Origin of the sequence: Caballeronia sp. ATUFL_F1_KS39 (genome assembly GCF_023630985.1) — a bacterium.
Lineage (GTDB): Bacteria > Pseudomonadota > Gammaproteobacteria > Burkholderiales > Burkholderiaceae > Caballeronia > Caballeronia zhejiangensis.
This window is the reverse complement of sequence record NZ_JALQDZ010000003.1, coordinates 110189-121723: the sequence shown is the minus strand read 5'-3', so window position 1 is coordinate 121723 and position 11535 is coordinate 110189. Positions and strand designations below refer to the sequence as shown.

Annotated in this window: 9 protein-coding genes; 5 read left to right on the top strand and 4 right to left on the bottom strand. The window is 65.1% G+C overall.

The window, feature by feature from the left end; translation table 11 throughout:
* Positions 1-111 precede the first annotated feature (111 nt).
* A complete protein-coding gene (locus NCR93_RS03480; RefSeq protein ID WP_250532170.1) occupies positions 112-4269 on the bottom strand; it encodes a translocation/assembly module TamB domain-containing protein in 4158 nt (1385 codons plus the stop codon).
* A 32-nt stretch (positions 4270-4301) separates the two neighbouring features.
* On the bottom strand, positions 4302-6035 hold the full coding sequence (locus NCR93_RS03475) for an autotransporter assembly complex protein TamA (protein ID WP_239295371.1): 1734 nt from the start codon (positions 6033-6035) through the stop codon (positions 4302-4304).
* Between the two features lie 333 nt (positions 6036-6368).
* Here NCR93_RS03475 and NCR93_RS03470 point away from each other — a divergent pair, with 333 nt between their 5' ends.
* The 4 genes from NCR93_RS03470 (at position 6369) to panD (ending at position 8766) form a co-directional block, all read left to right on the top strand.
* Positions 6369-6557 carry a DUF3460 family protein gene (locus NCR93_RS03470; protein WP_174447747.1) on the top strand — a complete coding sequence of 63 codons (189 nt, stop codon included), beginning with the start codon at positions 6369-6371 and terminating at the stop codon, positions 6555-6557.
* 86 nt (positions 6558-6643) lie between these two features.
* Positions 6644-7471: a segregation and condensation protein A gene (locus NCR93_RS03465; protein WP_034472990.1), complete on the top strand. Its 828-nt coding sequence runs from the start codon at positions 6644-6646 to the stop codon at positions 7469-7471.
* A gap of 60 nt (positions 7472-7531) precedes the next feature.
* Positions 7532-8365, top strand: a complete 834-nt coding sequence (gene panC, locus NCR93_RS03460; RefSeq protein ID WP_175982788.1) for a pantoate--beta-alanine ligase — start codon at positions 7532-7534, stop codon at positions 8363-8365.
* A 14-nt stretch (positions 8366-8379) separates the two neighbouring features.
* A complete protein-coding gene (gene panD / locus NCR93_RS03455) occupies positions 8380-8766 on the top strand; it encodes an aspartate 1-decarboxylase (protein ID WP_008351073.1) in 387 nt (128 codons plus the stop codon).
* 57 nt (positions 8767-8823) lie between these two features.
* On the opposite strand, the gene NCR93_RS03450 is transcribed toward panD, so the two are convergent.
* Positions 8824-9450: a ParA family protein gene (locus NCR93_RS03450; protein ID WP_008351074.1), complete on the bottom strand. Its 627-nt coding sequence runs from the start codon at positions 9448-9450 to the stop codon at positions 8824-8826.
* A gap of 177 nt (positions 9451-9627) precedes the next feature.
* On the opposite strand from NCR93_RS03450, the gene NCR93_RS03445 reads away from it, so the two are divergent.
* The gene (locus tag NCR93_RS03445; RefSeq protein WP_034472911.1) at positions 9628-10047 is read left to right on the top strand and encodes a PaaI family thioesterase; all 420 of its coding nucleotides are present in this window, start codon (positions 9628-9630) and stop codon (positions 10045-10047) included.
* On the opposite strand, the gene NCR93_RS03440 is transcribed toward NCR93_RS03445, so the two are convergent.
* On the bottom strand, positions 10041-11516 hold the full coding sequence (locus NCR93_RS03440) for a cobyric acid synthase (RefSeq protein ID WP_175982789.1): 1476 nt from the start codon (positions 11514-11516) through the stop codon (positions 10041-10043). The genes NCR93_RS03445 and NCR93_RS03440 overlap by 7 nt on opposite strands.
* Positions 11517-11535: the final 19 nt, after the last annotated feature.

Genomic DNA, 11535 nt, shown 5'->3' with positions numbered 1-11535 from the left:
GGCTGAGTCCTGTGATGTACAGAACTCAGCCCTTAGCGGCCTAGCCCAAAACTGTCCAACTTTGCGGGGTCAGTTCAATCGCGTGCCTTTTTTGCTTGAAGCAGACGATGCTCAGTCCGATTCCACTTCCGTCGCCGATGCCCCGAATGGCGCGCTCACGCCCGACGCCCCCGAGGCCGCCGATGGCTGCACCGCCGACGCCCGCGATGCCGACGAAGACGACGACCACAGCCTCGACCAGCGATTGAAGCGCCGCGTATAAGACAGATCGACGCCCTGATACGTCCCGCCGTACACCGTCACGGCCCAGAACCGCGACAGGTTCAGCGTCGCCTTGACCGCGTTGCTCGCCGATTGCAAGCCTTGCTCGTAGCCGATCACGAGCCGTTCGTTGATCGCCTTCGACAGCAGCACGACTTGCGGATCGGTCAGGCCCACTTCGCTCGATCCGACCGTGAACTCGTCCAGTCCGACCGTCTGCGCGATCTTCGCGCCGCCGCGGCTTCCGAGCAGCGCGAGCGCGCTCGTCATCGCGCTCTGCTGGCCGACGTTGTTGCCCTGATCGGTGCCGTGGCCGAACAGCAGCCACGAGAGCTTTTCGTTGTCTGGCACGCTCGGCTCGGAAATCAGCTTGGCGACCGGCGCCTGCACCGTGCCCGTCACCTGCACACCCGCCTCGACTTCCTGATTGCGCCGCATCGCGAGAATGTTGAGGCCGGGATTCGCCACCGGCCCGTTGAACGTGAAGAAACCGTTCTCGATGTTCAGCTTGCGCCCGAACGCCGTGTACGACGAACCCGGCGTCGTCACGCGCACGTTGCCGACCGCGCGCAGCGGCATGTTCGGCGCGCTCATCGCCGTAATCGTGCCCGCGAGGCCGAGGTCCGCACCCGCGCCCTTGAAGCGGAAGTGCTGACCGAGATCGATCCCGATGTTCGCGCGCGGCGTGAACGGCCCGACCGGCTTCTCGGTCTTCGCGGTGATCGACTGATTCTCGCCCTTGATCGTGCCATCGGGGCGCTCGATCACGACATCGTCGCCAAGAGACGGCGCGGACGACTCCGGCAGATCGATGAGCGCGTGATCGACGGTGAACTTGCCGTCGATCGCCATGCCGCCCTGCAAGCCCGCGTTTGCGATCGTCGCGCTGCCGGAGAGCATCAGCTCGCGATCCGGCGATGCGAACAGCTCCAGCTTGTCCGCGATGATGCTCGCGGTCAGATCGGGCTCCTGCTGATCGAGGCGCACCTTGCCGGTCGCGCGCAGCGTGCCGCTCGCGCCATGAAACTCGACGCGCTGAAAATCGACGAGATTCTCCGACAGCGCAATGCGGATGATGCCGTCCTTCAGTTGCACGCCCTGATCGACGACCGTCGCGGAAATGTTGTCGCCCGTCAGCGAGCCCGACAGATTCGGCTTCGCGACGATGCCCGCGATCACCAGCTTGAGCGCAATCCTGCCGCCGAGCAGATAGTTCGCGCCGAGCAGGCCGCCGGTCGTGCGCAATTCCGGCACGTTCGCGTTGATGGCGCCGGTCAGCGGCGCGTTGTCGTCGATGGTCAGCATGCCGTCGCGATTGGCGAGCGGCGTGTGCACGTTGGCATCGATCACGCCGATGCGGCTCGCCTGGGCGTGCAGCGACGCGTTCAGGCGGTTGCCGTCGGTGAAATCCGCGCGCGCGGCGATATCGGAAATGCCGAGCGCCGACAGGCCGCGCGTACCGTCGATCGTCACGTCGCCGGCGCGGCGCTTGATCTGCGCGTAGCCCGTCGCGGTCGCGCCGAGCGTGAAGTTCCAGTCGCCGTCGAAAACGAGATCGGTGCGGATCGGCGGCTCCGCGCCCGTCAGCGTCTGGCGCACGTCGAGCAGATGCGGCACCGACAGGTTCGTCAGCGTGCCCGCCGATTGCAGGCGGCCGTTCTCCATCGCGAACGATTTCAGATTCAGCACCGCGCCTTCCGCGACGAGCCGCGTCGCGCCGAGCACGAGACGCTCCGGACCGTAGCTCACCGAAAGCGGCGATTCGAGATTCAGCGACGGCGTGCCCTTGTTCGACAGCTTCGTGATCGCGCCGTCCCAGTGCGGGCCGTCGGGCGCGTCGGTGAACTTGCCGTTCGCGCCGAGCGCGAGATTCACGGGCTGGCCGCGCACCTTGCCGGTCGCCGTCACGTCGAGCGTGTGATGCGCGCGCGTGCCGTTCAGATTCGCGTCGAGATTCGCGATGTCGATGTCTTCCGTGCTCGCATCGCGCGCCTTCAGCGTGAAGACGAGCGCGCCGTTCGCGCCGTCGCGGATATCGGCGCGGCCTTCCGCGTGACCGAGCCGATTCGCGCCGAACACGAGGCCATCGGCCTGATAGTTCGCCGCGATGTTCGGATGCGCGATCGAGCCGGTCAGATCGCCGTCCGCCTTCGCCGTGCCCGCGATGCCGAAGCCGAGCCGTTCGAGCGCGGGCGCGTCGACCTTGAAGCGCAGCCGGTCGCCGGGCGCGCCGAAGCTGCCGTTCAGATCGACGTTGTTGCCCGCCACCGACAGCGCCGCCTTGCTCGGCAACAGCCGCATGCCCGCGACCTGTATCGTGCCCTCGCCCGTCAGCGGCAGATTGTCGTACATGCTGTCGGTGAGCTTGAAGGTCGCCTTGGTCGTGAGCGTCGGCGCGAGTTGCCCCGATGCCGCCAGCGTGCCGTTCACGCGCGCTTCCACGACACGCGCCGGCGCGGCCGGCTTGTTCGACGGCTTCGCGCCTTTCTTCGCCGGCGCGGGCTTCGGCGCGATCAACTGCTGTTGCAGCAGCAGCGGATTGAACTCGACGATTTTCGCCTTCAGGTCGTAGCTCGAATTCGCGTCCTTCTTCAGCACGCCGCTCGCTTCGACGCGGCCCTTCCCGACCGTGAGCTTCACGTCGTCGAGCGTGGTCGCTTGCGGATCGAGCTTCACTTTGGCCTGCGCGCGGATCGCGGCTTTCGGATCGTTCAGGTCGGCGGCGATGCGCTGCGTGTCGCCATCCAGCTCGATGCGGATCGGTCCGGCGAAATCCGTCGGGCGCAGCGTCGGCTCGATCGCGTTCAGATCGAGCTTCGCGACCTTGAGGTCGAACTTGCCCTTGCCGCTTTTGAGCGCGCCGCCGCCCGTCACCGACGCGTTCTTCAGGAGCCGCACATCGAGATCGGTGATGCTTTGCTCGGACGCGTCGAGCCGCACGTTCGCGTGCGCGTCGATGAGCGGCAGCAGCTTCTTGTCGATGGAACCGGGCTTCGCGTTCACGATCGACACCGGCCCGGCGACGACGAACGCGTTCGGGTCCGCGCCTTCGACGGGCTTCACTTCGGCGCGCACGGCGAGGTCGGCCTCGGGCGCGCCCGGCGCGAACGCCTGCGGATTGACGTGATCGAACGTGACGAGCGCCGACTTGAGCGGCACGTCCGCGAACGGCAGCGCCTCGACGTGCGCGCGTCCGTTGAGTTTCAGGCCGCTCGCATCGACGTCGGCGATCAGGTCTTCGAGCGAGCCCGAGAGCCGCGCGCTCACGTTCACCGTTTCGTTGTTGACCTTGCCGGCATAGCCCGCATCGCCGGAAAGCGGAAACGGACGCGCGCCGCCATCGAGCTTCGCCGACGCCGTCACCGCGCCGAACGGCGTGTCGAGCCGCTCTACCGCCGCTTCGTGATGCTGGCCGTCGCTTCGGCCGTGGAAAAGCAGGCGCGAGAATTCGGTCGTCGCCGTGCCCTGATGCAGACGCAGTTTCCCGACGGAAAGATCGTTGATCGCAAGTTGAATCGGAATGCGCAGATCCTTGGGCAGTTCCGTTTTCTTGCTCGGCTCGTTCGACGGCGCAATGCGCGCATCGACCGTCCCGATGTGCAGATAATCGATCGTGAAGCGCAGCGGCTCGCGTGTGAGCGCCCAGCGGCCCGACACGCTATCCACCGCGATATCCGTGCCCTTGCCGTCCTTCCAGCGCACGTCGCGCAGTTGCAGGCCGGTCGCGATGGCGCCGCCGTCGAGCTTGCCGGTAAGTTGCCCCTTGAGCAGCTTCGTTGCCGCGTTCCATGCGTAGCGCGTGCCGCGCTCGGTCGTCAGCACGTAAAAGACCGTGCCGATGGCGATCCCGGCGATCAGCACGACGACGAGCACGAGCGCGCCGATCCACCGCGCCAAACGGCGCCAGCCGCTTTTGCGCGGCGGCGGTTTCTGCGCGCCGCCGTCGCCGCCGCCAACGTTTTCGGGCGGCGGCGCTTCGGCGTCCGCCTGCTTGTTCGGGTCCGTCATGCCGATTCAATGTCCTTCATCGTTCTCACGCATCAGAACGCGATGCCGAGCGTCAGATACGGTTTGATGCTCTTGTTCTTCAGCCCATACGCCAGGTCGACGTTGACCGGGCCGACCGGACTGCGCCAGCGCGCGCCGACGCCCACGCCCGGATCGAACACGCGCTCGCTCCAGTTGTCGGTCGCGGTGCCGATGTCGAAGAACACCGCGCCGCCCCAGTCGTGCGTGAACCAGTGCTGATATTCGCTGCTGGCCGTCACCATGTATTTGGTCGGCAGGATCGAGCCGGCCACATTGTTGCCGATGCTGAGATAGCTATAGCCGCGCACCGAATTCGCGCCGCCCGCGCGGAACAGCAGCGAAGCCGGCACGCCGCTCGACGGCCCGCTCGTGAACACGCCGCCAAACTCCGCGCGAAACACGAGCAGATCGTTCTTGCCGAGCGGCACGTATTGCAGCGCGTTGGTGTACAGGCGCGCGAAAGTCTGATCGGCCATCACGCCCTTGACGGCGAAACCCGCCTCCGCGCGGATGATGTTGCCGCGGCGCGGAAACAGCGGATCGTCGACGTCGCGGCGCACCCAGCTCCACGCGGGCACGAGCGCACGCGCCGTCGACGGATTCGGCTCGTTCTGCGTCAGGCGGTCGTCGTAGAAGGTCAGCGAATACGTCGTGTCGATGTTCTGACGCGAGCGCGAACGCTGCACGCCGACGCGCCCGCTATAGATCTTCGTGCTCGAGACGTCGGTGATCGTGTACGAGCCGAACACGGCGTTGACCCAGCCGGATGAATCGGGCGGCATCGCGAGTTGCACGCGGCCGTATTGCTGCGTCTGGTCGAGCCGCCCGGAAATCGTGAACGGGTACGCCGCGCCGAACGTATTGAGATAGCTGTAGGCGCCCTGAATGTGGAAACCCGTGTCCGTCGCGTAACCCACGCCGTAGCGGATGCTGTTGTACGGATACTCGCTCACCTTCACATGCAGCGGTGTGTCGACCGGCTTGTTCACGTCGCTGTCCGCATCGATCGCGACGCTCGCGTAATACGGCGTGTTCTGGATCTGGCGCTGCAACTCGTTCAGGCGCGCGATGTCGTAGACCTCGCCTTCGCGGATCGGATTCACATGGTCGATGATCCACGCGGGATAGCGCTTCGGGCCGCTCACCTCGAGCTTGCCGAGCGTGAAGGTCGGGCCGCTGTCGAACGTCACGGAGAGATCGGCCAGATGCGCGCGCGGATTGATGCGCGCCTGCGAACGCACGATCTTCGCGCCGAGATAGCGTTTCGATTGCAGGGCCCGCAGCGCGGCGTTTTTAGCGTCGTCCCAGCCGCTTTGCGTGAAAGGATCGCCTTCGCTGACCGAAAAAGCGAAACGCGCCGCGTTCTCCTGCGCGCGATCTTCGGTCGTCACCGCGCCGGTGAAATTCAGTTGCACCGAGGCGACCATCGTGCGCGGGCCGGGATCGACGCTCACCTTGACGTTGCGCTTGTCGTCGACGGTCGTGACGTCCGTACGCACGATGGGCGTGAAATAGCCTTCCGTCGCGACGAGATCGCGCACGTCCTTCGGCGTCGCGGTGACGAGGAACTGGAACTGGTCGTCGCTGACGTCGTCGCGCTTGGCGAAACGGGAGAGATCGAGGTTCTCCTTCAGCAGCTTCTTGATGCTGCGCGGCGCGTCGATGTCGACGTCGTACTTGGCGCAAGCGGGCGCAGCGAAGCCGAACGCGACGAGCGCCACAATCAGGGCCGGCCAGCGGCTCATGCCGCGCGGCCTTACGCGCCACGCGCGCAGCGGATCAAACGAACGCCCCGCCAAACGTGACCTCCGGCATCGGGAAAAAGTGGGATTCGAGGTAAAACTTGCAGCCGACGCAATCGGACGCAGGCGCTATTTCACCACATCGGCATGGACGCACGCCGCAAAAGCGGCCATCTCGCGCCGGACGTGCGCCGTTGGACGGCTGCGCGCCGCGTGGGTTCCGCGAAAGCTGCACGCGCGTGCGCCTTCCGGGCGACGAAACTGCCGCGCGCTTGCGGTAAAATTGCGCGCACAGGCAAAATCACAGGCTCACGCCTCGACCTCAACGGAAGCCGGATCATGTATCAGTCGGATATCACCCAGTTCATCAATCAGTTGAAAGAGCAGAAGCCCTCGCTGGAAGAAGAACAGCGCCGCGGCCGCGCGCTACTGTGGGACAAGCAGCCGATCGACCTCGACGAGCGCACCACGCAGCAGCAATCGCGCGTGAACCAGACGCCCTACGTCTATTACCAGAACTTCTGAACGTGAGCGCAGCAGGCCGCGAGCCGCAATCTTCCGCGCATTCGCCGTCTGAGGCAAAGCGCGACGAAGCCCGGGAAGACCGTGCCGTGGCGCTCGCCACGCCCGCAACCGATTCGACGCCCGACACCATCGACGGCGTCGCGATCGCGCACCTGTACGGCGAGCCGCTCTGGAAGCTGCCGACCGACCTGTACATCCCGCCCGACGCGCTCGAGATCTTTCTCGAAGCCTTCGAAGGCCCGCTCGACCTGCTGCTCTATCTCATCCGCAAGCAGAACTTCAACGTGCTCGACATCCCGATGGCGGATGTCACCGCGCAATATCTCGGCTACGTCGATCAGATTCGCGAATCGAATCTCGAGCTGGCGTCGGAATATCTGCTGATGGCCGCGATGCTGATCGAGATCAAGTCGCGCATGCTGCTGCCGGTCAAGAAGGCCGACACCGGCGAAGAAGCCGAAGATCCGCGCGCCGAACTCGTGCGGCGTCTGCTCGAATACGAGCAGATGAAACTCGCCGCGCAGAAGCTCGACCAGTTGCCGCAACTCGGCCGCGACTTCCTGCGCGCGGACATTTACATCGAGCAGTCCGCCGAGCAGCGCTTCCCCGACGTCGACATGAACGACCTGCGCGCCGCGTGGGCCGACGTCATCAAGCGCGCGAAGCTCGTGCAGCATCACAAGATCACGCGCGAAGAGCTTTCGGTGCGCGAGCACATGAGCGTGATCCTGCGGCGTCTGCAGAACGCGCGCTTCATGGAGTTCACGGAACTCTTCGACACCACGCGCGGCGTGCCGGTAGTCGTCGTGAACTTCATCGCGATGCTGGAGCTGTCGCGCGAATCGCTGATCGAAATCACGCAGGCCGAACCCTACGCGCCGATCTACGTGCGGCTCGCGTATTCTCCTGCCTAGTCTTTCTTATCTTTTTCCGCGTGGCGGCGCACCGGCCGCTCGACAGGAGACACCCGCTCGATGAAAGTCATCAGCTCCATCCACGAACTGCGCGACCAGTTGCGCGGCCAGAACCGAACCGCCTTTGTCCCGACGATGGGCAACCTCCACGAAGGCCATCTCTCGCTGATGCGTCTCGCGCGCCAGCACGGCGATCCCGTGGTCGCGAGCATTTTCGTGAATCGTCTGCAGTTCGGCCCGAACGAAGATTTCGACAAATATCCGCGCACGCTGCAGGACGACATCGAAAAGCTGCAGAAGGAGAACGTCTACGTGCTGTTCGCGCCGACCGAGACGGACATGTATCCGGAGCCGCAGGAGTATCGCGTGCATCCGCCGCACAATCTCGGCGACATTCTCGAAGGCGAATTCCGCCCCGGCTTTTTCACGGGCGTGTGCACCGTCGTCATGAAACTGATGTCGTGCGTGCAGCCGCGCGTCGCGGTGTTCGGCAAGAAGGATTATCAACAGTTGATGATCGTGCGCGCCATGTGCCATCAGTTCGCGCTGCCGACGGAAATCGTCGCGGCGGAAACCGTGCGCGATGAAGACGGCCTCGCGCTGTCGTCGCGCAACCGCTTCCTGTCCGCCGACGAGCGCGCCGAAGCGCCGCAGCTCGCCGCCGCGTTGCAGCGCGTGCGCGAAGCCGTGCTGTCGGGCAATCGCGATATCGCCGCACTCGAACGCGACGCGATGAACGCGCTCGCCGACCGCGGCTGGAAGCCGGACTACATCAGCGTGCGCAAACGCTCGAACCTGATCGCGCCGGGCGCCGACGAAAGCGACGCGCCGCTCGTCGTGGTCGCGGCGGCCAAGCTCGGCGCGACGCGTCTCATCGACAATCTGGAAATCTGAAGGAAGGAAGCATCATGCAGCGCACCTTGTTGAAATCGAAGATTCACCGCGCGACGGTCACGCATTGCGAATTGCATTACGAAGGCTCGTGCGCGATCGACGAAGACCTGCTCGACGCCGCGAACCTGATGGAAAACGAGCAGATCGACATCTGGAACGTGAACAACGGCGAGCGCCTGACCACGTACGCGATCAAGGGCGAGCGCGGCAGCGGCATGATTTCGCTGAACGGCTCGGCGGCGCGCCGCGCGCAACTCGGCGATCTCGTCATCATCGCGGCGTTCGCGCAAGTCGACGAGGAAGAGATCAAGGCGGGCTGGAAGCCGAACCTCGTGTTCGTCGACGAGGACAATCGCATCAAGGGCAGCCGCGATCACGTCCCGACGCAGAACTGGACCTGATTTCCGGGCGGTTTTCGTCCGACGAAGCCGGCGTTCCTCAACGGACGCCGGCTTTTTTCATTTCTTCGACACCCAGTCGATGATCGGCTCCCACTGCTCCAGATCCTTTTCGACGCGGCTTTTGGCCACGTCCCAGATCGTGAGGCCGTGCGCGGCGAGCTGCACGTAGTTCTGCGTATCGCGCAAGAAGCCGAGCACCGGCAAATCGAGTCCTTCGACGAAACGATGCAACTGTTCGGCCGAGCGCGTGCGTGCATCGACGCGCATGCCGACCACGCCGACCTGAATCGCGCCCTTCCTCACCGCCTTCTCCTTCGATAGCCGCGTGAGAAAGTCCTGCGTCGCGAGGATGTCGAACATCGACGGCTGGAGCGGCACGATCACTTTATCGGCGAGATCCAGCGCGAGCGACAGGCGGTTGCCGTGCACGCCGGCGGGCGTATCGACGACGGCTTTCTCCAGACCTTTGGGCGGCTTCGCGGGAGAATCGACGTCGACGGCCCATTCCTCGATCTTCGGCAGCATATCGACGCGCAGCGAAAGCCACGCGTGCGACGAGCGCTGCTTGTCGAGATCCGCGAGCGCGACCCATTCGCCTTGCGCCGCGAAATAGCCGGCCAGATTGGTTGCGAGCGTGCTTTTGCCGACGCCGCCTTTAGGATTTGCCACCACGATCACGGTCATGAAGTGTCCTGGATTTTGTTGGGCGCGCTCGCGCAGTGTTTCCGCGCCGCGCACGATTTCGTCTTGACTAGAACAGGTGCATGATTTCGAGCGTTGATATTATCGGCAAAACTCGCGCGGCCGGCATCTCTCCCGAACGGCCGTACGCCTTCCTCCATTTCAACCGACCGAACGCTCATGACGCCCCTTCGCCCCGATGTCACGCTCGATTTCCTTCGCAATCGCCAGAAAGGCCGCCTGCCCGAGCTGCTCGGCGTGCAACTGATCTCGCTCGATCAGGGCCAGTTGAGCGGCGAACTCACGATCCGCCCGGAATTGCTCGCGCCGAATGGCTTTCTGCATGCGGCGACGGTCGTCGGCCTCGCGGATACGTGTTGCGGCTACGCGTGCATCGCGCATCTGCCGGAGAAGGCGCAGAACTTCACGACGCTCGAACTGAAGAGCAACCACGTTTCGACGGCGCGCGAAGGCAGGATCGTCGCGAAGGCGACGGCCGTGCACCTCGGGCGCAGTACGCAGGTGTGGGACGCGACGGTCACGAACGGCGACGGCAAGCTGATCGCCATGTTCCGTTGCACGCAGATGATTCTTTATTGACCGAAGGCAGCTTGTAGCGCGTCCAGATCCAGCGACTGCGCGAACGAATCGGCGAGGCGATCCAGCGACGCCTCGCGCAGCGCCGGATAATCGAGCGGCTCCGCGTCTTTTACGCCCGCCCATGCGAGCAGCGCGGCGCAGGCTTCGGGCGTATCGAAAACGCCGTGCAGATACGTCGCGGCGATCTGGCCGTCATCCGATACCGCGCCGTCGACACGCCCGCCGTCCAGCGCGACCAGCGGCCGCGCGAGCGCCGGTCCGCGCGTGCGGCCCATGTGGATTTCATAGCCGCGCACGGGCGCTTTGGCATCGCCGATGGTCAACCGTCCGGTGACATTCTCCAGTTGCTTCTGCGGCGTTAGCACGGTCGAGAGATCGAGCAGCCCGAGCCCGCCCACGCACCCCGCCGCGCCTTCGACGCCATCGGAATCGTCGATCTCGCGTCCGAGCATCTGCATGCCGCCGCATATGCCGAGCACCTTGCCGCCGTATCGCAGATGCCGTTCGATCGCGCGATCCCAGCCGTTTTCGCGCAGCCATGCGAGATCGCGCTGCACGCTCTTCGAACCGGGCAGCACGATCAGATCGGCGGGCGGCGGCGCAACGCCCGCGCGCACATAGCTGAAGTCGATCTGACGATGCGCCCGCAGCGCATCGAAATCCGTGTGATTGCTGATGCGCGGCAGCGCCGGCACGATCACCTTCAGCGCGGGTGCATCGCCCCGCGTGTGCGGCTGGCTCGGCAGCATGTCCTCGGCGTCGAGCGTCAGGCCGTGCAGATACGGCAGCACGCCGAACACCGGCTTGCCCGTCTGCGCTTCCAGCCAGTCGAGCCCCGGCTTCAACAAGCCGATATCCCCGCGAAACCGGTTGATGACGAAGCCGCGAACGCGCGCCCTTTCGCTCTCCGACAAACACGCGAGCGTGCCGACGAGATGCGCGAACACGCCGCCGCGATCGATATCGGCGACGAGCACGACCGGGCAATCGACGCGCTCCGCGAAGCCCATGTTGGCGATATCGCCGTCGCGCAGATTGATTTCGGCGGGACTGCCCGCGCCTTCGACGATCACCGCGTCGAAGTCCTTCTGCAAGCGCTCGTACGACGCGAGCACGGCGTCGTACGCGATGCGCTTGTACGCGTGATACGCGCGCGCGTCGAGGTTCGCGTGCGCGTGACCGTGGATGATGACCTGCGCGCCGCGATCGCTCGTCGGCTTGAGCAGGACCGGATTGAAGTCGATGCGCGCATCGACGCCCGCCGCGATCGCCTGAAGCGCCTGCGCGCGGCCGATCTCGCCGCCATCGACGGTCACTGCGCTATTGAGCGCCATGTTCTGCGGCTTGAACGGCGCGACGCGCACCCCGCCGCGCCGGGCGAGGCGGCACAATCCGGCGACGAGCGTGCTCTTGCCGGCATCGGACGTCGTGCCCTGGATCATCAGCGTGCCGCGTGGCGTGAATGGCATCGGAGGATTCCCATGAAGA

What these genes read in the sequence shown, in the direction of transcription:
- NCR93_RS03445 (WP_034472911.1), top strand. Translation starts at nt 9,628, where the DNA reads ATGACGCCCCTTCGCCCCGATGTCACGCTCGATTTCCTTCGCAATCGC.
- NCR93_RS03480 (WP_250532170.1), bottom strand. Translation starts at nt 4,269, where the DNA reads ATGACGGACCCGAACAAGCAGGCGGACGCCGAAGCGCCGCCGCCCGAA.
- NCR93_RS03440 (WP_175982789.1), bottom strand. Translation starts at nt 11,516, where the DNA reads ATGCCATTCACGCCACGCGGCACGCTGATGATCCAGGGCACGACGTCC.
- panC (WP_175982788.1), top strand. Translation starts at nt 7,532, where the DNA reads ATGAAAGTCATCAGCTCCATCCACGAACTGCGCGACCAGTTGCGCGGC.
- NCR93_RS03450 (WP_008351074.1), bottom strand. Translation starts at nt 9,450, where the DNA reads ATGACCGTGATCGTGGTGGCAAATCCTAAAGGCGGCGTCGGCAAAAGC.
- panD (WP_008351073.1), top strand. Translation starts at nt 8,380, where the DNA reads ATGCAGCGCACCTTGTTGAAATCGAAGATTCACCGCGCGACGGTCACG.
- NCR93_RS03475 (WP_239295371.1), bottom strand. Translation starts at nt 6,035, where the DNA reads ATGAGCCGCTGGCCGGCCCTGATTGTGGCGCTCGTCGCGTTCGGCTTC.